We start from the raw sequence: 23,049 nt of genomic DNA, 5'->3' as shown, positions 1-23,049 counted from the left end.
AATTCGCGAAAATTACAAAGCCTATTATAGAAACAATAGGAGGTTCGAAACATATGGAATACATAGGAATAGGTATTGTCATAGCTGTAGCAATAGCAGCAGGCATTATCATCTATACAAAATTTAAGAAGTGTGACGCTACTTCATCAAACGATTTAGTACCGGGGGCGTCAAAAGCTATAAGCGGAAAAGATGAGCTTGCTGAGATTCATCAGGGAAATGAACTCATTATTCAGATGGAGATGCTTCCAGCCGAAGCTATAGATGATGAAACTAAGCTGGTAGAAATTACAGATAGCAAAGTTCTGGCTCATGTTAATAATCTAGTTCCGGGATTAGCTCAGGCCGGGAATGCAGTCAATAATGCTGCGCAGGCTGTTCAAGCAGCGAATGGCGAAGTGTTATATCGTGCGGTTATTCCTGCTGGCGCCAAACTGACAAATTCTAAAGCAATGGAAGGTGCTGTTCGCGGTATCTATCATGGTGCTGATGGAATTAAAGGTCATGCCAATCTTGTGGCTGTAGAAGCACAAAAAGGAACTGCGGTTGTTGCAAATACTGCAGCAGCGGCAATGAGTGTTGCGTCAATGGTTGTTGGCCAGTATTACATGACTCAGATAAATGCTGAGCTGGGTGAAATCAGTGATGGCATTTCTCAGATACAGGATTTTCAGGATAATGAGTATCGCAGTAGGGTGTTTTCACTCGTGGCTCATGTAAAGAAGATTGCTGATTTCCAAACTGAAATATTAGAAAATGATGAATTGCGTCTTTCGAAGATTGCACAGCTTGATAGTTTAGAAAAAGAATGTACACAGCTTCTTGGACAAGCCAATCTTACACTTGCAGGTTTCGCAAAGAAGACTGGTCTGGATTATGAAGCCTACGAGAAGGCATTAGGTAATGCACAGAACTGGTTTATGTATCAGAGGTCATTATTAGATGTACTTTACAAGATATCAGATTTGAGATATACATTGCACTTGGGTGCTGTATCAAGAGAACAGTGCGTGGCGTTATTGCCAACCTACACAAAGCAAGTAAGCGATACGCAAGAAAGACTTACAGCATGGCATGATGGAACGACTCAGCGCCTAGGCATCGAAACTGACGAAATTCGCAGAAAAAGAGCTGGATTTGATAGCGTGATTCATTTCATACCCGGACTGTTTAACGATGATTTTAATTTCCGTTCAATAGAAAAGAAAACAGCAAAAATGATTACTGCGCAGGCATCTGGCCATGAATCATTACATGTTGTGGATACATCAGAGCTATATGCAGAAGATGTTCAACTAATTTCAAAAGATGGAAAGATTTATTATCTTCCTGAAAGAAAAGACGACTAATAAAAATAACCCTCTCAACCATCATGGCTGGGAGGGTTTCGTGCGTCTAGGGTTATCTTTCAACATCAATCTTGAGACCAGATTTTAATTCAACTGTACAGTGGTCATCCGTAAGCACGAAATAATCCGTATCTATGAATCTTCCATCATTTTTGATACAATAGCTCCAAATCAAGGAGGTATTGCCTATGAATGAAACGAACCTTACAAAAGAAGATTTCTGGATGAAGCGAATTCAGGATTTCCAAAAAAGCGGATTGTCAAGAAAAGAATGGTGTCAGGAAAATCAAGTCCCCCTGTCGACTTTCAGTTATTGGATCAGAAAACAAATGCAGAAGCCTTCCGAATTGGATCAAGGGATGGAACCAGTCTTTGCCAGACTCCCTTCTGAGTTAGAGGTTTCCTCCCAACCGTTGTCGGAGTATCCTCCCATAACGATCCATCTTCCAGAAAGTATCCGGATAGAGGTCAGCACCGGTTGCCCGTGTGAACTGATGGCCTCTTTGATCCACACACTAAAAAATTATGCTTGACCTGGCAGGCGGGACCACCGTATACCTGGCCTGCGGCAGTACAGACCTGCGCAAGAGCTATAACAGCCTGGCCGAGATCATAAAGCTAAAATTCCATCTGGATCCGTATTCCCGCTGCATGTTCGCCTTCTGTAACCGCAGACGGACATCCATCAAAATCCTTCAATGGGACGGATCCGGTTTCTGGATCCTGATGAAGCGGCTCGACCGCAATTACTTCCGCTGGCCGGATACGCCGGATGAGTTGAAAAAAGTGACCTTAAAGGAAATTCATTGGTTATGTGATGGACTGTCCCTCGACCCAAAAGGCGCTTTTGAGGAACATCATCCGAAGATCACAATCTAATCTACACCGATTTTCCTGTCAATTCGCAAAAAGCTGAAAAAGTGGCAGTTTTCAATGAATTTTCCTCTGTTTTTCCATCCGGTTTCCTCTCGAAAACAGAGCGGTTTCATGATATACTTTTCTCAGACCACAAGAGATAGGAGGGCTGGATCATGGAACCGCTTTTTTCTGAAAAACAATTGCAGGATATGAGCAAAGAGAATATCATCACATTGATACAGGCCATGCAGGTGCATCAGAAAAAACAGGAAACAGAGATCCAGCTCCTGAAAGAAAAAACGAAGGAACTGGAGTTTATGAATGCACTGCTTTCGGATCGGCTGGCACTTGCGCAGAGGAAGCAGTTTGGCTCTTCCAGCGAAAAATACGCGGAAGGCTATGAGCAGATGGACCTGTTCAATGAGGCGGAGCAGGAGGCCGATCCCAATGCAGCCGAGCCAGAGATGGAGGAGATCCATCCAAAATCTTATAAACGTAAAAAACCAACCGGAAAAAAGGAAGAGGACCTTTCCGCTTTTGAAACCACAGAGGTGATCAAACATAAATTAGAAGGAAACGACAGATTCTGCCCTGAATGTGGGACAAAATATAAAGTGGTGACTACGGAGACCGTAAAATATTTGAAATTCATCCCTGCCCGATTTGAAGTGGTGGAGGAGACCACCTATGTTTATGCCTGTCCCAAATGCGGGATGATGAAGCGCCCGCAGAAAGATCCGTCACTTCTCAAAGGCAGTGTTGCGACACCATCCCTCGTTGCCGGCATTATGAATGCGAAATATGTGAACGGGATGCCGCTTGCGCGACAGGAGAGGGAGTTCGCAAGATATAACCTGAACCTGTCAACAAAGACCATGGCCAACTGGATCATCCTGTGCGCAAAACGGTACCTGCAGCCGATCTATGACCTGATGAGGGAAGAATTCCTGCGCAGCAGATATATCCACTGTGATGAAACCCGACTCCAGGTGATCGATGAGCCCGAGCAAAAAGGGACAACCCAGAACTGGATGTGGGTGTATCTTACGGATGAATACAGCGGATCCCCACGGATGGTTCTCTTCCAATATGAAAGAACCAGGGGTGGATACCATCCGGTGGAATTCCTGGGGGATGAGTTCCGTGGCTATCTGACCTGTGATGGATACCAGGCTTACCGCGGCCTCCCGGAGCAGATCACCGTGACAGGGTGCATGGCACACGCAAGGCGGCGTTTTGATGAAGCCCTGACCCCTTTAAAAAAGGGCTTTACCAAAGAACAGCTGAAAGAAACAACTGCATACCAGGCAATGGCACGGATCGGCATGCTTTATAAGATAGAGGAACTGATCCGTAACCAATCTCCAGAGGAAAGATATGCTGAGCGTCAGAAGCAGTCAAAACCGCTTTTAGAGGCTTTCTTCGGATGGCTGCATACTTTGGAAGGCTCTGTAAACCGGTCTTCTAAAATAGGAGAGGCCGTTTTATACGCTTTAAATCAGGAAAAATACCTCAAAGCCTATCTGGAAGACGGACATCTGAGTATCGATAACTCGGCCGCGGAGAGGGCGATCAAGAACTTTGCCATTGGCCGCCGCAACTGGCTGTTCTCCAAAAGCATCAAAGGCGCGGAGGCCAGCGCGACCGTATACAGCATCACGGAGACGGCGTTACTGAATGGGCTTAAGCCATATGACTATGTGGCTTACATACTGGAACGTATGAAAGATCTGGGGCCATTCCCGTCAAAAGAAGATCTCCAGCAACTATTACCATGGTCAGAATCCATACCGGAGTCCTGTCGTACAAATCGTCCAGGTGCGTCCACTTAGCAGAAACTGCTGGGTGGATTTTTTTGTCAAAGTGCAGATAACTTGGTGATGATATAAAAGATCAACTCTCATTAAGGCACAGTTTAGCAAATATTGGTGATTTTGAATAGGTACGGATTATTTCTTGCTTACGACAGAAATGGGAATTTATGAAATCAGTGAAGCTAATCGCACCATCCGTTGTCTGGAGATTAAGGCATATGACTATATGCTCCGCTTTGAAAAGGACTTTAATACAACCGATACGATAGGAAATGCTTATGAGATTATCATGCTCTGTTGTAAGGCTTGCAGTGTGGAGTTTGCACATAGCCAGACAGAGATTGAGACCATGCCGAATGGATCGGAAGTGCTTTCCATTTATTCGGAAAATGATATTGAAACCTATAGGGACGTGCTGTTTTATACCGGTCAGGTGCTTGGAGGTTTCTTTTGTATTAACCGTGAGGGAAAACTGGAACTTCGTAAATATGGCAATGAACCGGTTATGAATATCAGTAACAAGCAGAGATTTTCAAGTGGTTTTTCAGATTTCATCACCAGATATACAGCGGTCAGTTCCACAAATCTGAAAATACAGGAAGCAGAGTATTATGCACTGGAGACAGATGATGGTCTGACGATGAATCTGGGCGTGAATCTGCTGCTGCAGTTCGGTCTGGAAGAGACAAGGCGGCAGCTTTGCGAGAATATCCTGGCTGACCTGTGATTTGGTTTTAAAAGGCGTGATGACGCTGGAACTGACGGATAAGAATACCAGGGCGGTGGAGACCGTCACGGAGGAGAACATGATCACCGAGACGGTGAACAACATCCTGGGCTTAAATTCCATGGGGATCTTTTACGCCGCCACAGGGGAGTATGACGAGGCCCTGCTCTGGAACGGGAACCTGCTCCCCATCTGCCCCAACATGATCCTGCTCTTTTCTGAAGCGTTGGCGGAGGATAAGGAACTGCTGTATGAGAGCACGGACAACCTGCCGGCTGCCTACGCTTCTAATGACTTGAATTTCGCGGCTAACCTGGCCAGGGGGAGCCTGAACCTGACGGAGAGTATGGCCATCTCCATTGGATATCCATGGGTGGAAGGTTGACCTTGGCGATCCTGTAGGCTGTGGCGGAGATCGAGCGGGAGAATATCCAGATCCAGTTCATGTCAGGGAAGATGCAGGAGGTGCTGCAGGGCGGATGGGCAGGCGGACTGATCCCGTACAGATACCGGAGCAGGGATGGGGAACTGGTGATAGAACCATCAGAAGCATAGGTCATCCGTCTGACCTATGAAAAGTACCTGGAACCGCAGATGAAATCTAAACAAATAGCGGTCAACAATGTTGTAATAACTATGTATATCTGCTATTATAGATACTGTTAGTTTATGGATGGAGTTGAAATTTCAAGGAGCATATGGATACACTGAAAAGCGAAAAATATATCAGCTTGGATGAAGCGGCAGAGTATCTGGGAATCAAACATGCTACGTTGAGAAGCTGGCAAAGAGACCCAAAAAATGAAGTTCCCGCGTATAAGATTGGAAGTTTTTTGAAATTTAAGTTTTCTGAGATTGATGAATGAGTAAATTGCGGAATGACTGAGGTGGGGTGGGCTTAATGGCAAAGATGATTGACAAAGAACCCAAGTATGAGGGCGAGAAGAAGGTTTGGCACGACTTTTACAAGAATCTTCCGTCAGACTGGGTTGTTTATAACACAAGAAGTATCAATGGGCGCGAGTATGATTTTTGCGTGATTTCTCCCAATATGGGACTTTTTATCGTTGAAGTCAAAGGATGGAATTCGGATGGGATATTGAATGTTATAAATGCAAATACGATTTTTTTGGCTGGAGCGGAGAATCCGGAAGATAGTCCTCGTGGACAAGCCATGGGTTATCGGTTTAATTTGCTGAACAAAATTCGGCGAGAACTGGGAATGAATCCTTTGGTGATGAGTTTGGTATGCTATCCGTTTATATCCGAAAGTGAATATTTTGCAAAAGGACTCAATATTGTATCTGAGTCAAATGAAACAATTTTCAGCGAAGATCTGTCAGAAGCTTTGAAATTATACCAGAAATTTAATGAGAGATACACCATCGATAAAGGCACAAAGCATGATGATCTTAACTCTAAGATGCTGGCTTTAATACGTCATCACTTTGAGCCTAATTTTGACTTGAAAGCAGAACAACAGTCGCTGAATCCCGGATATTCCCGGTTGAGAATCTTCAAAGATGGTTTTCGTGACGAAGATGCAGTGGAGATTGCAGAGGAATACTTTAGAGGCATCAAGGAAATCGTTTTTGTTTCATCCAATGATGCGATGCTGAAAATCGTTAAAGAACTTGAAGTGAGGTTCATCGAAAGAAAAATCCGACCGAATAAGAAAGATATTGTTATAGATACTTGGAAATCGGAAGACGTTACAGTTAAGAAAAGCTATAGTATATTTAACTGCGAGGTTGAAGTTGTTCCTGATCTGAATACCTATGTGGAAAAGGATCTCCTGATTGAAGAGGGGGTGTTGACCGATGAGGAAGAAGGGGTATTAAGAAAACTGTCGGACAAGACAGACTTTAACTTTCAGCAGTATGAAATAGAGCATGCACCAACTGACAGGAACATACTGATTACAGCAGGCGCCGGCACCGGTAAGACATATTCGATGGTGTCACGTGTGGCATATCTCTGTAATAAGACAGCGGATGCGGTGGTCGATATTATCGGCGAGATCGTTATGATCACATTTACAAAAGATGCAGCAGATAACATGAAGATCAGACTGAAAAAGATGTTCATGAATTACTTTATTCTCACCTCAAACGAGAAATATATGCGTCTGATTGAAGAGATGAGTCAAATCCAGATTTCGACAATCCACAAATTTGCGATTTCTTTGCTTCAGAAGGATTGTATGAGAATGGGGCTGGGATATGACAGCCAGATTACAAGTGAAACATACAACAGGCAGCAATTGTATCACCAATATCTGAACGAATATCTTCTGGAGAAGGATGACGAAAATCCAGATTTTGTACACCAGCTGGTGATGCCGATCTATAAACTCGAAGAACTGCTGATTTCATTTAGCGGGAAATTATATGACCGCAGTATTGACATAAAGGATCTGGATATAAACGATTTCGGAAATCCACCAGCGAGTATGCCATATTTCAACGAACTGATTGAACGAGTGATCATGAGGGCTGAAACGCAGTATGCCCTTCAGCTTAAAGAAAAGAACCTGATCGGCCTTAAAGAATGCATGATTCAGATTCATAATCTTGTGGATTCCGGAAAATTGATGGCACAAGGCCATAAATTCAAATATGTTTTTGCGGATGAATTTCAGGACACAGATGATGCCCAGATTGAAACTATAACCGGCTTGCAGAAGATATTTGGCTCGGAGTGCCGGTTGTTTGTCGTTGGTGATCTTAAGCAGAGCATTTACAGGTTTAGGGGAGCTTCCCTGAGTGCTTTTGAAAAGGTTACCGGAACAAACGGCGTTGGCAAATGGAAAGAATATACATTAAACCGAAATTACAGGACTGACAGCAGACTGCTTGACAGATTCCATTTTGTGTTTTCTGAGATGGGAAATGAACAAATCCTTCCATATGAGGAACTACGGGACAGGCTGAAAAGCAGAGAAAGAAAAGAATATGATGAGGCGAAGCTTATCTGTAAGCTGGATGTACATAGTAAAAACAAAGAAAGCATGTATGATGATTTGTTTAAGGAGATAGGCAATCAGATCAGAAAGCTTGATATAATCAGTAAAGCTCACAAGCTTTCACCCGAGGAAATGAAGATTGCGATTCTTGTACGTTATAATTGGCAGATCAATAATATCCTTAGGGAAGCTGAAAAAGCCGGAGTAACGATTAAAGTAACGGAGGGCGGGGATTTATACAGGCTGCCGTCAACAATGGATCTGTATAAGCTTGTTATGGCGATCACGCATCCACGCAATAAGGTTTACCTGGCAAATCTGATACGGTCGAACTATGTGTATCTGGACATTAACCTGGCTAAGATATCGGGTTATGAAGAAGCAGATAAAACAGATGAACTGATCAGAATTTTGAATGAATACTTTATGCTGCATATGGGTAAGACTTGGCAGCAGATCGTGACTGATTTTGAATCAAGGCCTGTACTGGTTGCGCTTCGTGATATTTATGAAGCCTCAAAGCCTTGGGTAAGATGTCATGGGGATGATGAAAGAAAGGCATACAGGGAAAACTATGAATGCCTTGTCGAAAAGATCACAAGAAAATATTCCAGAGAATATCTTACGATCAATCTGATCTGTGAATTCCTTAAGATCAATATCACCACCCACCAGGAGGAAGCATCGCGTAATAAAGCAGTGGTGTCTGATGAGATTCAGGTGGTATGTACAACAATCCATAAGTCAAAGGGATTGGAATATGGCACAGTTATTCTGCCGTTTACCAATGAAGATATCTCCAACATTAATGTTGGAAGCTTGAACGTGAATATCGTGGATGGCAAAGTATCATACGGGTTTTCTTATGATAAGAAGGGTTCCGATTTCAGCAGTGGATTTGATCAAAAGACAGAAATTCGCGAGAAGATAAGCGAAGAATCACGGATCCTTTATGTTGCTTTGACAAGAGCGATCAGAAATGTTGTGTGGTTAAGGGATGTAGATACTGATATAGAGAACAGCTGGGGACGGTATCTGGAGGTGAGCGATTCATGGCAATAGTCATTTATACATATAGCAATCCTTATAGATTACATAGAGAACTCTATTGGGAACTTATAAAAAACGGATTTCATTTGTGCGCTTCGCAAACTCTGGCCAATGGTTTGTGTGATCAGTATAAGAATGACTTTTTTAAAGGTAAGCTTACAACCATAACGAGATTTATAAATACCTTGTATGATGAGTGGGAGAGTCCCGCGACTGAAATCAATCAGAGGGCAGTGGTAGATAATCTTATAGGGTATATGGCTTTTGATGAATTGATTGCCGAAGATATAAGTATAGATGATATCCGGCTGTCTCTTAAAAGAAATCGGGCGTATGTAGTTAAGAGCATCAGGATCATGTTTGAGTTATGTATGAATCCGGATCACATACAGGATGCGGCGTTAACTTATGAGCAGAAATGTGTGGTTGAAATATACAGAGAACTGCGCAGAACGCGTAATAAGTTCTTTTCGTTGAAAGACGGATTTAGTGTGGAGGAAATTGATGCATCAATTACAAAAACAATGGAAGATGCATTGCGTGACGCATCCTACAAAGAAAGTAATCCGGATCGACTTGCGGAGGTTAAAAAAGACACGGTCATTGTACATGGAATCCATCAGTTCTCTCCGATTATGCTGAGGACTATTGAGATGCTGGGTGTATACAAAAATGTATTCATTCTGTTCAATTATGTTCCGGATTATAAAAACGTATACCAGACATGGTTGAATATATACTCCTGGTTTGAGAGTAAGATTACCTTTTCAACTCAAAATTTTTACGATCACAGTAAGGCGTTTGAGGGAGGACGCATTGCGGATAATATTGCGGCTATGATTGCCGGAAGTACGGCAACGATTGATTATTCTGATCGGATTGAAGTAACCCAGTTTGATAATCAGACGGAATTTGCGGGATATATTGCCAAAAAATTTGAAGAAGCTGAAGTAGAGAGGTCGAAGGACAATTATGCGCATTCCGCATTGTATTATATGAATGAGCAAATTTATGCAGCCAACAGCAATGTAAATGATATTCTGAAGATATACTTTCCAGAACAGTTTGGGGAACGCAATTTTCTGGATTATCCGATTGGACATTTCTTTATTGCAATAACAAATTTATGGGATGCAGAGTCTAAAGGAATGCTGATTCAGGATATCAATGATATTTATGAATGCCTTTCCTGCGGAATCATTGCTGAAGGAAGGAAAGGGCAAGTTGTTACCACTTTCGATAAGTGCAAACTGTATTTTCAAGATGAAAAGACCATAAGGAGAATCATCAAAAAGTTAAAGAAATTAAAAGAGAGAATAGAAGATATGGATTCAGATTCTTCTGAATCAAAGGAGCTATCTCGAATCGAGTATTATGATGTAAGTCCTGATGAAATTGATAATCTGATCACGGCTCTAAAGGCATTGAATGAAGTGGCAGATACTTTTTTTAAGGATTTCAGTGATCAGGAAAATGATTTCAAGGCATTTTATGATAAAGTGACGGACGTGCTGGTAAAACAGGTGCTGACTAAAGAAGATATCGACTCTGAATTCAGGGAAATCGTACAAAGAGTTTTGGAACATCTGAATGAGGTTCAAGGTGTGGAAGCGAAGGCGTCCTTTGATTGTCTGAGAGAAACGATGCAGCTTTATCTTCAGCAGGTTCCGAAAGAAGGAAAGGGAGCGCGGTGGATTGCCAGAAATTTTGAACAGATTGACGGAGATGTTTTAAGAAAGTATTCCAAGAATCAGGACAAGATCTATCACTTTGCCTGTTTGTCTGATCAACATATGAGCATCACACATAGGGATGAATTCCCATGGCCGCTTGATATAGATTTTTTTGAAGTTGCGCAGGCACCAGTAGATTGGAAATACCAGGTATATGTTACTTCACGTTTGGAGTATAAGAATTTCAGACGCTATGCGTTAGTGTATGGGCTTGCGTTTAGTAAATGTAAGATAAAGCTGAGTTATATTAAGAATGCGCCGGATCAGGAAAATGAACTGTATTATCTGCTAAAAGTTCTTAATGCAACCCCTAAGCCGTATATTTTGGATACTCCAAATGCCGCAAAGAAAAATGATAGTTATATCACGGTGGAAGAAGCGCTGTACAGAGAGTTTTCGCAATATGACCTGATGAAATACAGATTATGCGGCTATCGGTTCCTGCTGGAAACAGTTATTGAAGGAAAATCCGTCTACAAAGATGATTTCCTTTTAAAGTTGTATTTGACCATATTGCTGGAGCACCGGGCAAGAAAGGAATTTTCAGGAAAGACTTATGTGAAAAACATGGTGAGGAATTACTTGGCTGAACAGATGGACGAATTGACTTTTGATTTTCCTTTTATGAATCGTTCAGAAAAAATAGACGCCATCAATATGGCAGAAGATTACTTAGAGAAAAAAGCAGTATTGCACGGGAAGTTTACGAGCATTAAGAACAAAGACATTGATTATATGCTAAAGCGCGAGAACTTCCTTTCTGTGCCCAGCAGTAAGGCCGCAAATGAAGCATTTAGCGAAGTGTTTAAGAATTCAACGCAGGCTGAGGTGGAACATACGTTGAGTGACGAGAATCTCAATCAGGATAAATACCGGAGATCGTATAATAGCTTATGCGATAAATGTGCAGACAAAGATATATGCTTGGAGATATTCAGAACGAGCAGGAAGTAAGTAATGAGGTATCATGATGATAAAAAAAGGAGTCTTTGTAAGGTGTCCGATTGACCATGAATACCCACAGGATCCCAGGATTTTTGCGACAGGTAAAGTCGTCAGCGTAAATGAGTTCAACGAGACGGCTCATATTTCGTTTTCGGATCCGTTTGGATATAGAAAGTTTTTTGAATATATCCCCGATGAAGTAAAGGAGGCTCCGATTTTTGCACTGGATCACTGTCACCTTTTCAAGGGGGCGCAGGTCATGTACGAGCAAAAGCCTGCTGTTGTGGTAGAGTATAAGACCAGGGAAGACGAGGGCTTTGATTATTATATTCAGGACAGCGACAGCAAGGAATATCTGTGCGTGAATGAGGAAAAACTTACAGCATCCTTTTTTTCGGGAGCCGCTGATCCGGTTCGTCAGCTTGTCAAATACGAATTCCAAAATCCATGCTGGTATCTTGGAAGGCAGATCGTTAAGGATACAATGAATATTCTTGATAACTCTATTTTTGGTTTTAAAGAGCTGGCTGGCTGCAAAATTTACCTGAAAGCATTTCAGGTAAATACGATTATGAGATGCCTACAGACTGAAAAATGCAGATATATGCTGGCAGACGAAGTTGGTTTGGGCAAGACGATTGAGGCATGCTCCATATTAAAGATTTTCCTGAGTAACAAAGCAGGAAAGAATATATTGATTGTTGTTCCAAGTGCTCTGGCTGCTCAGTGGAAGACGGAGCTCTTATTCAAATTCGGTATTCTGGAAGGTGTGAATGAGAACGACCATTTTCTTTCGATTGAGACAATCGAAGAATTAGAGACGGCCGACTGCAATTTCAAATGGGATTTCGTAATCGTAGACGAGGTGCACAATTGCATAAGAGAATCGGAAGATTATGAGAAAGTCCACATCCTAAGCAGAAATGCCGAGAACACCATATTATTGAGTGCAACTCCTATACAGCAGCGTAAGGAGGAATATCTCAAACTCCTGAGACTGATTCAGCCTTCCATCTATGATGATATCGATATAGAGGAGTTTACGGAACTTGTAAATAAGCAGAACCATATTGCGCAACTTACACATTCTTTGCTTGATGATATTGACAGTTTAAGAAATGAATTGCTCCCGGAAGTAGAGGAAGAAGACCCGCATGAGAATGAAGACGTACAGGATCAGCTTGAGGAATTGGAGGAAACTCTGAATGATCTTTCTGATTTGATCGGAGATGCTACGCTGAATAAGATGATAGCTGCCATTGATACGGACAAGGAAGATTTTGGTCTGTATGATATGCAAGTGGTCATTTCTTATGTATGCGATAATTACCAGATTGAAAGAAGCATTATCAGAGGAAGAAGAGCGATTCTCGGGATTTATCCAAAGGAAGAAGACGGAGAATTTGCTGAAAGGCGGTTAGTGGAGATTACATATTCCCTTGGTGACAGCGTCAATTATTATGAGTATGAGGCATACAGAACCTTAAAGGAATGGATTGTTCAAAATCAGGGTGAGGTCACATCGGCTGAAATTGAACGGGAGATTCAACCGATTCTGGAAGCGTTTTTCAGTTCGCCATGGGCGTATAGGGCAAGATTAGAGGAAATATACGGGAATAACACTTCCATTCCGGAAAATGTGTGGAAAAGTGCTGACCGCTGGGTGGAGGATGAGGATGAAATACTGCAAAGCATGACAGAGGCATTGGATGATGTGGAATCGCACCCTTCACGTCTTATAAAGATTGTGAGCTATATTGAGACAGAACTTCTTGATAAGAAAGTCGTTGTATTTACTGATCATGCCGAGACATTTGATGTTTACGGCAAAGTGCTTTATGACACATTTGGAGATGAAGTGGCTTCCTTTTTTACAAATATGGACAGAGATGAAGCTGAGATCAATATATACCGCTTTCAATCAGATTCGACATGCAAAATATTACTTTGTGATAAATCCGGCGGTGAAGGAAGGAATCTTCAGATCGCAGACTATGTGATCCATGTAGATTTACCATGGAATATCAATACAATTGAGCAACGCATAGGAAGACTTGACCGCATGGGAAGGGATGTTCAGATTCCTGTAACATCTGTGGTTATCCATACGATCGAAAGCTATGAGGATCAGCTGTTTAATTTCTGGAATGAGGGCCTGAATGTATTTGGTCAGTCTTTGAGCGGACTTGAAATCATAATGAATGACATCAATCATAAGATTATCGACTCAATCCGCACAGATTTTGAGTTTGGATTATACAGACTTGTTCCGGAATTGATCAAGGAAGCCGGCCAGATGAGAGAGACTGTTCAGAGAGAACAGATCTTTGATACGGCGGCGTTAAGATACAGACCGTTATATAATCAGCTTGAACAGCTGCTATCGGATTACCAATTCAATGAGAATGCCTTGTTTGCGCAAACTATGATGAGTTGGGCGTCTTTGGCGGGTTTTGGAACAGTACATCAGAACAAGGATAGCGGACTGGTTGCGTTTGATGAAAACAATTTCTCTATCAGATCCGCGCAAAACTCTTTTCTGATACCGCCAAGCTGGGATAACTATCTAAATAAAAAGCAAAATGAAATTGCAATCAGGGTGCAGCGCGGCTTGGAAGAAGATAAGCAAAAAAATATCCTCAGGAATAACAGGATCATCAAAGGATCTTTCGACCGGGATATTGCGATTAAAAATGATTATATCCATTTTTATGCACCCGGAGACGAGATATTTGACTGTATCACGGACAATGCAATGCACTCCTATAAGGGGATGGCAACAGCGATTGCGGCATTATCTTCTGTTGAGTGGAGAGGATTTATTTATACATTTTCTGTGGAGCCGAATGAAAGATTGCTTTTGGATGAGGGAATATCTTTATATGCATTGGGGCTGTTCAGGCAGTATCTTGCAACTTCAATTCAGGTGATACCTGTTGCGTTTACGGCATATGCAGATGTTCCAGTAAAGATGGTTCTAAGTGAACATAGAAGAATAGCACAGACCGGGTATTTTGATCAGAATGATACGATTGAGCATTTAGGAAGACGTGGATTCGGCAATGTTTTTTTGAACATTCCTAAAAAGTTCAAATGTTCCAATATTGACTGGTTCCGATCGTATTTTCCTGAAGAACGCTGGGAAAAGCTTGTAATGCAGGGAAGTAAAATCGCCAGGAAGAAGGCAATCGAGAAATTTAAAGGAGAATCAAATATATCAGGGGCAAAGGAAATGATAAACCAGATTCTTTCAACGCACGAAGCAAAAGCAGATTATTACGGAATACAATCCGATGAGTCTATGGAACTTATGAAGAAGCAATACGAGATAATATATAATAGCTTGTGTAAACCCATTATAAGAATGGAATCCGCATGCTATATGTGGCTGGTGAAAAAATGATGGAAAGAGCATGGATCATAGATTATATAGAAAGGCTTATTAACGGTGAGGTTGATGATTACATTCCTGAATATGACAGCGATGCGAATGCAGTTGATAGCGCACTTGAAAATGTGGTTGCCAGGCTTGTTAATACCCTTAAAAAATACCGGGCAGGTGATGCGGGACTCTCGGATTATGTGAGCGCGCTAAGAAGCTTTATGCTTTCGTTTCAAACTGAGTTACGCGTGGATGATCATGGAATTCTGGAGAATAACCATTTGGGAATTCATTTTAATCCATCAATACAGAAGTACTACGCAACTTATGAGATTCCTGATTATGTCAGACATAAGAGCTTCGTGGAGAATGCTTTTGTAAACCCCGGATCGACAGTGCCGGAGACGCATTCTCCGTACAGCCTGTTTACCAATAGGTATGTAGATGAACTGACAGGTTTTCAGCATTTCAAATCCATTGAACAAAAATTGTGTGTGTACGGCGCGCTGAATACTCCGTTGGGTTATACGACTTTGATCTCCATGCCGACAGGGGGTGGAAAGAGTCTGGTGACGCAGGCGGTCAGCTATAAGGAAAAAGGGTTGTCTATCGTGATCGTACCCACGGTATCTCTTGCTATAGATCAGGAAAGAGTGGCCAGGAAAAATATAAAGTTATCAGCTGATTATGAGATTTTTTATTATTACAGTGGATGCAAGAAGTTTAAAGAAATATCGGGAGCTATTAAAAATCAAACTGCCAGGTTGCTTTTTATTTCACCGGAAGCATTGATCAAAAATGAAAAATTCCAGGAATTGGTCAATGAAGCAAATACAAGTCGGTATTTAAAGAATATCATCATTGATGAGGCACATATCGTGGTTGCATGGGGAGATTTTTTCAGGGTGGACTATCAATGCCTTGGCCCCTGGAGAAAGGAATTGCTGCGGGTGAATCCGGATATCCGAACATTCCTGCTTTCGGCTACGTTTAAGGATGATACGGTAACCACTTTGAAAAGGATGTTTTCTGTAAATGGAAAATGGATTGAACTCAGATGTGATGCTTTAAGAAAAGAACCGCATTTTGTTATGGCTATGGCTGACGGATATAAGGATAAGAGAAGGAAAGCCCTAAATATCGTTAATGTGATGCCAAAACCGATGATCCTATATGTAAACGCTCCTTATGAAGCTGAGAAATGGAAGGAATACCTTCAGCGCTTTGGCTATTCAAACATAAAAACATTTACAGGTGATACCAAATCGGATGAGCGATTGGAATTGATCAATCAGTGGTCAGATAATCAATATGAAATCATGATAGCCACTTCGGCATTTGGCGTGGGTGTCGATAAGCCGGATGTGAGAAGCGTTGTTCATCTGTATGTTCCGGAGGGTCCCGATTCCTATTATCAGGAATTAGGCAGAGGAGGCAGGGACGGTCTGCCTTCTTTGAGTGTTATGTGCATCGAGAATGAGGACATTTCCAAAGCGTTTCATCATGTAAGCAAAGTTTTGACAACGAAAAAGCTTTGGGGACGCTGGTGGAGTATGTACAAAAACCCCGAAAATATGTGGAGAGGAGGAGAAATTGCAGTTTTTGCTTCAACAAAACCTAATTATAGCCGGATCAACTTTTTTGAAGAAGGAAATGACAGTGATGAAAAATGGAATATCAATGTCCTGTTGCTGTTAAGCAGATATGACATGATCAGTATTACATCCATTGAGCTGGACAGCAACAATAAGTACATTTTTACTATAAAGATCTTAAATGAGGCAATCACTGTAGATTCAGAAACTACATACGCTTTATTTGATTTGATTAGAGAAAAGGAAGCGGCAAAATCCTTGTCAGCCTTTGCCTTGATGAGAAGCTCAATAGAAAAAGAATCTATACTATGCTGGTCTTCCATGTTTTATGACACCTATCCGCTTGTCTCTGAATACTGTCCGGGCTGCGGACAGCATGAGGAAGTGATCTGTGATGAGATTGACAGGTTCCCGCTTCTTGTTGAGGTGAGAGGACCAGGGAAAGCTCTATCATCTGATATGGAGGTGTTCTTTTCAGATACAAAAGAGGCGCTTCTGATCACGCAGGATGAAAGAAAAAGCCTGATAGACCGGTATAAACCGGATGTGGTTGTCAGTGATACGGATATCGGATATTACGAAAATTTGAATCCAGATCTGATCTATGTCAATTACAGGGAATTACGCACCTTATTGAAATATGATAACAGTTTTTTCATTACGGGGTTGATCATGGCTGTTTATAGCGATGATTCTAATAGAGCAATAGAGGAATATAATGTGATCCGAAGATGTGTAAAAAAAGGAAAACATGTGATCCATGTTGTAAACAGCGATTTTGCTATATCAAAATCATCTAAAAAAACTATTTCACTGGATATAGATGGAAAAGTGATCAGAGGAAGGAATTAACAAATGTTCATTGGGAATATGGTAACAGAAGCAATACCTGCGAGAGTGTTTGCTTTATACAAGATTGTGGAATCCAAAAAAGGTATTTCCCGGAGCGAGTTGAGGGGACTGATGGAGCCAAAAGAAATATATGAGGGAACATCATATTTTTCGGCAATCATGAAGGCAGCAGAGGAACTCAAACTGATTGAAAATAAAGACAATGTAGTTAACCTGTCGGATGATATGGAAAGATTGAAAACGATCGAGGACTTTCGGAGATATGTCATTTCAATTCTACCGGATCTGTCAGATGGACAATTTTGGAGATGCACAAACATAATTGTCAACATGAATGAAAAAATATATGAGTACAGCGCTATTCCAGACTCGAACATGCTGAAATATGTATCGGAGAAGCTTGGACAGACTGTCAATGCACCTATGATCAGAGGATGGCGATTTTGGTCACAGTTTCTGGGATTTGGCTTAATGAATGATATGGTTTTTTTGCCAAACGCCTATGTATATCTAAAGGATGTACTCCGTCTGATGAATTTGGAGAAAAAGCAGGAATATACAATGTCAGATTTTATGGCAAGGTTTATGCAATATGGTCGGATCATGCTACCGGCTTCTACGTCCGAAAAAAATTTGAATATCGCCATGTCTAGTGCTCTAAGAGAACTGCATGACAATGGCGAAATCGTGCTAAAGTCCGGAAGTGATCAGGAAATGAAATGGATTTTATATCCATCGAAAGAGTTGTTTAATCAGCCGGTATCATCGGTCGTGTATAAGGGAGTAAAAGCATGAATATAGATATAGCGCGAAAAAGATATATGGATGTGATCCGCCCGGATGTTATGCATAACTCCAAGGGGGATTTTCTCGCAACACATGTTCCGATGAAGAAGCTTTATGTGACCAAGCATCTTACCGATCACGCGGAAGTACCGGAACAGGATAAAAAGTACCCAAAGACTGAAGAAGAAGTATATGAGCAGTTCATGGGGAAAAAGGAAGAAGACCAGTTTGTTTTGGTGATAGGCGATAGCGGCGCAGGAAAGTCACACCTGATCAGATGGATCAATTCCATGCTTGAAATAAGAAAGTCTGAAAATGAAATTGTTCTTCCGATCAGAAGGGCGGACAATACGCTAAAGGGCACGATCAGGCAGTTGATCGAGCTGCCTGAAGTGAAGGAGCTTCCTAATAGAGAACTATATAAAAAGCTTGCATCAGCGGCGACAACGGTTCCGGAAAGGGAACTGAAAGAGACGATTTACTATCAGTTTATCATTCAGATTACCAATGATGACGGAAAAGCCGGAGATGATGAAGGCGAAAGAAAGCTTAGTAACGTAGACAGAAAACATCTGATTGCACTTCTTCAAAACTCCTTGTTTAAAACAAGGCTTATGGAGGATGATGGTCCGGTTGATCGTATCTATGGGAAATTTGCAGAGAATAAAACGAATGATGTAAATGACAAAGCTCCTGAATTTGTTCGGGAAGACTTTGAAATAGATTCTGAATTTCGCAATCAGTTATATTCAGGCGCAGATAACAAGGCTAGGAAGATTGCTGATAAGCTGCTTGGAAAGCCGGAATTCGTGGATTCTGTAAAGGAGTATATGAACCTTTTCGTGGATAAGGTTATACAGCGCTGTGCGGGATTGGAGCCGGGAGATCTGGCGAATGTGATCGAAGAGATCAGGCAGGAGCTGTTCAAACAGGAGAAGACACTGACCATACTGATTGAGGATATTACCGCAGCGTCGGGTGTGGATGATTCTCTTCTGGATGCTCTGCTGACGGATAAAATAGAATATCCTGATAAAAACATGTGCAGACTCAATGCAGTGGTAGGATCCACGGATGGTTATTATAGAGAGAAATTCAGAAGCAATACAAAAGGAAGAATCCATAACTTCGTATATGTTCCGGATGATTTATTCTCTGGAAATCAAAACGGATTGATTGAATTTTTTGCTAAGTATCTGAATACGATTTCTTTAACGGCTGAAGATGTATGGAAGTGGGTTGAAGGCGGCAAGGCTGATTTGAGCGCATATCCGATTCATACTGATACGATCGGAAAAGGATGGGGAGAATATAATTATGGTGGGAAAACCATAAATATGTTTCCCTTTACTAAAAGTGCAATCCTGTTTTTATACGACAAGCAGGATTTGACAAAAAGGAATCCGAGGGCATTGATGAGAGAAATCATAGAGCCCTATATAAAGGATGCCATGGATCATTTGGAGGAATTCCCTCTGCGCAGGCCGTCTTTTCAGGCATCCAACACCGAATTGCAGAATGCGATATATAACAATGGATCGCTTGATGACGCAACAAAGATCAGATTGTCCTTCTTCATGTATATATGGGGAGATGGAACTCTATGGTCTTTTGAAAGAAATGGTGAAAAATATATAGCCGGTATTCCGTTAAGTGTCTATCAGCAACTCGGTTTGCCAGTTATTGATGGAGTCCAGGTCGCTGATGATGGTGGACAGACCGAAAAGGATGCTCATACAGAAAGGCAAAGCAGCGGGCAAAACGAAGCGGTGCCACCGGCGCAAGAGCTAAATGAGAAGGAAAACGAACAGGTACTGATTGCTCTGGCAGAAGTAGACAGGTGGATCGAGCAAAAGGATTATAAGCTGAGTATAGGAGCGGTGACAAAAAACGTTCGTGCCTTGAATGATGCCAGAAGGAATATTAACAATTATCTCTTTAACACCATTGACTGGCTTTCGGAGGGAATTTCAATTGATGCTATGCTGAAAATCCGGGATACCGGGAACAAGTACCTTGTAGCTTTTGAACGTCAGACCATGAAGAGTGATGCTGTGATTACGTTGCCGGCCTCCATTGAATCCAGGAAGATCATAGAGGCATTTGTTCGTTGGAGTGAAGTGGGTAAAAAATCGTGGAATTTTAAGGGCTCTACAGACTACCTGTATCGGGTTCAAAGATGGAGCGACAGAATAAAGCCATCTATTATAAATGCAATCATGCATTATAACGATAAAGAATCAGAGTATTTTACTTATGCAGCTGCAGCCGAGTACTATAGACTGATTCTGAATGGATACTGTAAGAATTATCAAACCCCACAGAATTTTACAACAGAAATGCTGCTGGGCAGGAACCCTGCCAGCACAGATAGTAATGCGCATACAAAAAGATGGAACGATTTATTGAAGATCGTGAATGGTTCGGATGGTATGGAAGCGCATAACTGTGTTCTGCAGTACTATAACCTGCCGCAGGGTACAGCGATTACTTCTACCAATTATGAATTTGACTATGTTTCATTTCATAAGGCTGTCCGGAAGGTTATAAGAACCGGCCTGCATTTTACGGATGGAGAACTTCAGCTTGATGATCCTGTTAGGAAGAGGAGGATGTATAGTGAACACCTGCATAAGATTCTTGAACGAATCGATACGGTTGTGAACGATGAAAAAGCGGCACTTTCGTCACAGGTGCAGATCATAGCTGAACTTATTGATATAGATGAGCTGGAAGAATCAGGGGATATAGAAGATATAGTAAAGAGGATCGGGCAGTTTTATTCACAGGCGCAGACAAGCCATGTCAGGATTGCTGTTCATTATGACACCGGGAAAATCAACGCTTGCAAGAGGAATGCGTCACGGATACTGAGTGCAATAAAGAATGCCCAGGAGATCATGGATACGGAGGATTCTGTGGAGGCATTGATCAGACTTAGCCGCGACCCGGTGCAGGGCTTAAGACCGTTTGTGGAATTGCTGGATCTGGTCAGCGCAGATGTGGAGAAAGCGGATTCCGAGGTAGAGCAGCGAGTGGCAAGCAAAGGATTGGACTTGGGGAAAACGGCAGAGAATCCGTTTACAGCAGAGGAAGAGAGGCTTGCCATGTGCCATGCCATGATTGAGGAGGTGAAGAAAGATCATGTTAATGGATAGTCTCTCTCAGTCAATAAAAAAGATGAAGCATATGGACATTGTGGAAAGTGCAGCGATGGATGCAGAGAAGAAGGCAAAGAACGATGCCGACTACAGGACTGTCGTGGCAGATTTTTCCAATATCGTAAGCAAGCTTCATAAAGCTGTAATAACAATCGACTATGCGGTCACAAGTGAGGCCGTTCAGTGTCTGGAAGATTGTATGGACAAGCTGAATGAGGTTGTGGCTGCGGGGGTGGTGGACGCGGACATCCTGACAGGCGCGCGTCAACAGATTACCCGAAAGGTAAATCCGAACCTTGCAAAGGAATGGAAAGCCTATCATCAGAAGAAAACAAAGAGCAGTCTTTCGAAATTGGATACACTGGGGAATCTGGCGGGAAGCCCGGATATGATTGCTTCTATCAAAGCGAATATAGCAGGAAGCAGCGAATGGGCGGGTTTAACTTTTTCTGATGATGGTGTACATACCAGGTTGTCCCTTCTTAAGGAATCTATAGATCAGATTGATGAGCTGGAAGAGAACCTGAATTTAAGTGACGAGATTAAAGCATTTATAGTCAAAGTGACAAACAAAAAAGCAAGACTTTCGGATGTGAGTCCTTCCATTCTAGAATGGATCAAAATAGAAAGTCTTGATGACAAATTTGTGATCAATTTTAAGAGTTGAATAGTGGAGTGGGAATTGACAAGGGTGAAGAAAAACACTATACTTAAGTATATACTTTAGTATAGCATTTCTTTTGGGGAGATCAAAATGGACTATGACTACATTTTCCCGGTGGTAAAAGGGATTCAGGCAAAAAGAGAATATTATATTGCGATGATCCCGTTAAAAGTGCTTCCGGAGTTGTTTTCAGAACAGGATGATGGATTGATTCCAGAGCATAGGGCTCAACGAAAGCTGAATGAAACAAGAATACCGACGATCAGCAGATATATTTTAGATAATAGAGATTCCTATGTGTTTTCCGCATTGGCGGCATCAATTGATGGAAGATTTGCTTTTGAACCGATTGCGGACAGCATGGATACAGGAATACTGAAAATTTCAAAGAAGACCCGGTTCTTGATCAATGACGGCCAACACAGAAAAGCGGCCATATTAAACGCAATCACAGAAGATCCGTCGCTTAAAGAAGAAACAATCTCGATTGTTCTTTACTCTGACCAGGGATTGAAGAGAAGTCAGCAGATATTTACGGATTTGAACAAAAATGCCGTGAAAACATCGAATTCAATATCCGAACTGTATGATTCGAGGGATGAGCTGGCTGTCGTTACAAAAAATGTCATCTGGAAGATTGATTTTTTGAATAAGTATACGGACAAGGAGAAGGATATACTTGGCAAGTACTCGTCCAGTCTGTTTACGCTTAACACTTTTTATACAGCGAATAAGTATATTATCGGCAAGAACAATGCGTTTGTATGTGAAGACTTCCTGCTGCGGTTTTGGATGCTTGTTTCAGAACATATGGTACAGTGGCGGGAGTTACGGGACGGGACAAGGACGAAGGTTGACTTAAGAGAGAATTATATCGCGACACAAAACATTGTTATACAGGCATTTGGTCGTGTCGGAAACTATTTATACTTGGATCAGGCAGATATGGAAGAACACCTGAAAAAAATTGAAATGATTGACTGGTGCCGGAAGGCGAAGCAGTGGTATATGCGTGCTGTCGGTAAAAGAGGTCGTATCATAGCAAACAAAAGAGCGGCGATGTTGATCGCCAACATTATAAAAATGGCGACGGATATACCTCTGACACCAGAGGAACAGTATGCGGAAGAAACATTGAAAGAAATCGTCGGAGAGTGAGACTATAGAC

15 protein-coding genes and 1 pseudogene are annotated in these 23,049 nt (G+C 41.8%); all 16 read left to right on the top strand.

The genetic code is table 11. From position 1 onward, the window contains the following. Window positions 1–53: 53 nt before the first annotated feature. The 16 genes and pseudogenes from EBB54_RS20080 to dndB all read left to right on the top strand — a co-directional run bounded on the left by EBB54_RS20080 (window position 54) and on the right by dndB (window position 23,039). Window positions 54–1,349 carry a hypothetical protein gene (locus EBB54_RS20080; RefSeq protein WP_125128703.1) on the top strand — a complete coding sequence of 432 codons (1,296 nt, stop codon included), beginning with the start codon at window positions 54–56 and terminating at the stop codon, window positions 1,347–1,349. Between the two features lie 188 nt (window positions 1,350–1,537). Continuing rightward, the gene (gene tnpA / locus EBB54_RS20075) at window positions 1,538–1,882 is read left to right on the top strand and encodes an IS66 family insertion sequence element accessory protein TnpA (RefSeq protein WP_016295406.1); all 345 of its coding nucleotides are present in this window, start codon (window positions 1,538–1,540) and stop codon (window positions 1,880–1,882) included. Continuing rightward, window positions 1,875–2,228 carry an IS66 family insertion sequence element accessory protein TnpB gene (gene tnpB / locus EBB54_RS20070; RefSeq protein ID WP_125128702.1) on the top strand — a complete coding sequence of 118 codons (354 nt, stop codon included), beginning with the start codon at window positions 1,875–1,877 and terminating at the stop codon, window positions 2,226–2,228. Before tnpA ends, tnpB begins: the two co-directional genes overlap by 8 nt. Before the next feature lie 152 nt (window positions 2,229–2,380). Next, window positions 2,381–4,039, top strand: coding sequence for an IS66 family transposase (gene tnpC / locus EBB54_RS20065; protein ID WP_125128701.1), 1,659 nt, complete (start codon window positions 2,381–2,383; stop codon window positions 4,037–4,039). 139 nt (window positions 4,040–4,178) lie between these two features. Beyond that, window positions 4,179–4,745 (top strand): annotated as a pseudogene (locus EBB54_RS20060) (hypothetical protein); the annotation flags it as partial. 19 nt (window positions 4,746–4,764) lie between these two features. Then, complete coding sequence (locus EBB54_RS20055; RefSeq protein WP_205128759.1) at window positions 4,765–5,133, top strand: hypothetical protein; 369 nt, start codon at window positions 4,765–4,767, stop codon at window positions 5,131–5,133. A 20-nt stretch (window positions 5,134–5,153) separates the two neighbouring features. After that, entirely contained in the window at window positions 5,154–5,303 is a 150-nt protein-coding gene (locus tag EBB54_RS30235; RefSeq protein WP_154677804.1) for a hypothetical protein, read from the top strand. Window positions 5,304–5,446: 143 nt separating this feature from the next. After that, window positions 5,447–5,614: a helix-turn-helix domain-containing protein gene (locus EBB54_RS20050; protein WP_125128699.1), complete on the top strand. Its 168-nt coding sequence runs from the start codon at window positions 5,447–5,449 to the stop codon at window positions 5,612–5,614. A gap of 35 nt (window positions 5,615–5,649) precedes the next feature. Further along, complete coding sequence (locus EBB54_RS20045; protein WP_125128698.1) at window positions 5,650–8,775, top strand: UvrD-helicase domain-containing protein; 3,126 nt, start codon at window positions 5,650–5,652, stop codon at window positions 8,773–8,775. Further along, window positions 8,766–11,450, top strand: coding sequence for a hypothetical protein (locus tag EBB54_RS20040; RefSeq protein WP_125128697.1), 2,685 nt, complete (start codon window positions 8,766–8,768; stop codon window positions 11,448–11,450). Before EBB54_RS20045 ends, EBB54_RS20040 begins: the two co-directional genes overlap by 10 nt. 352 nt (window positions 11,451–11,802) lie before the next feature. Beyond that, on the top strand, window positions 11,803–14,844 hold the full coding sequence (locus EBB54_RS20035; RefSeq protein ID WP_162307174.1) for an SNF2-related protein: 3,042 nt from the start codon (window positions 11,803–11,805) through the stop codon (window positions 14,842–14,844). Continuing rightward, complete coding sequence (locus EBB54_RS20030) at window positions 14,841–17,270, top strand: helicase-related protein (RefSeq protein ID WP_162307173.1); 2,430 nt, start codon at window positions 14,841–14,843, stop codon at window positions 17,268–17,270. The genes EBB54_RS20035 and EBB54_RS20030 overlap by 4 nt, the downstream gene beginning before the upstream one ends. An 18-nt stretch (window positions 17,271–17,288) precedes the next feature. After that, window positions 17,289–18,065, top strand: coding sequence for a hypothetical protein (locus EBB54_RS20025; protein WP_148099385.1), 777 nt, complete (start codon window positions 17,289–17,291; stop codon window positions 18,063–18,065). Beyond that, window positions 18,062–21,214, top strand: a complete 3,153-nt coding sequence (locus EBB54_RS20020) for an ATP-binding protein (RefSeq protein ID WP_125128693.1) — start codon at window positions 18,062–18,064, stop codon at window positions 21,212–21,214. The genes EBB54_RS20025 and EBB54_RS20020 overlap by 4 nt, the downstream gene beginning before the upstream one ends. Continuing rightward, window positions 21,201–21,884 carry a hypothetical protein gene (locus tag EBB54_RS20015; RefSeq protein WP_125128692.1) on the top strand — a complete coding sequence of 228 codons (684 nt, stop codon included), beginning with the start codon at window positions 21,201–21,203 and terminating at the stop codon, window positions 21,882–21,884. Before EBB54_RS20020 ends, EBB54_RS20015 begins: the two co-directional genes overlap by 14 nt. An 87-nt stretch (window positions 21,885–21,971) precedes the next feature. After that, window positions 21,972–23,039, top strand: coding sequence for a DNA sulfur modification protein DndB (dndB, locus tag EBB54_RS20010; RefSeq protein ID WP_125128691.1), 1,068 nt, complete (start codon window positions 21,972–21,974; stop codon window positions 23,037–23,039). Window positions 23,040–23,049 lie beyond the last annotated feature (10 nt).

Source organism: Schaedlerella arabinosiphila (assembly GCF_003885045.1).
Lineage (GTDB): Bacteria > Bacillota > Clostridia > Lachnospirales > Lachnospiraceae > Schaedlerella > Schaedlerella arabinosiphila.
Note: the sequence above shows the minus strand (reverse complement) of the source record. Positions and strands in the feature narration are given on the sequence as shown.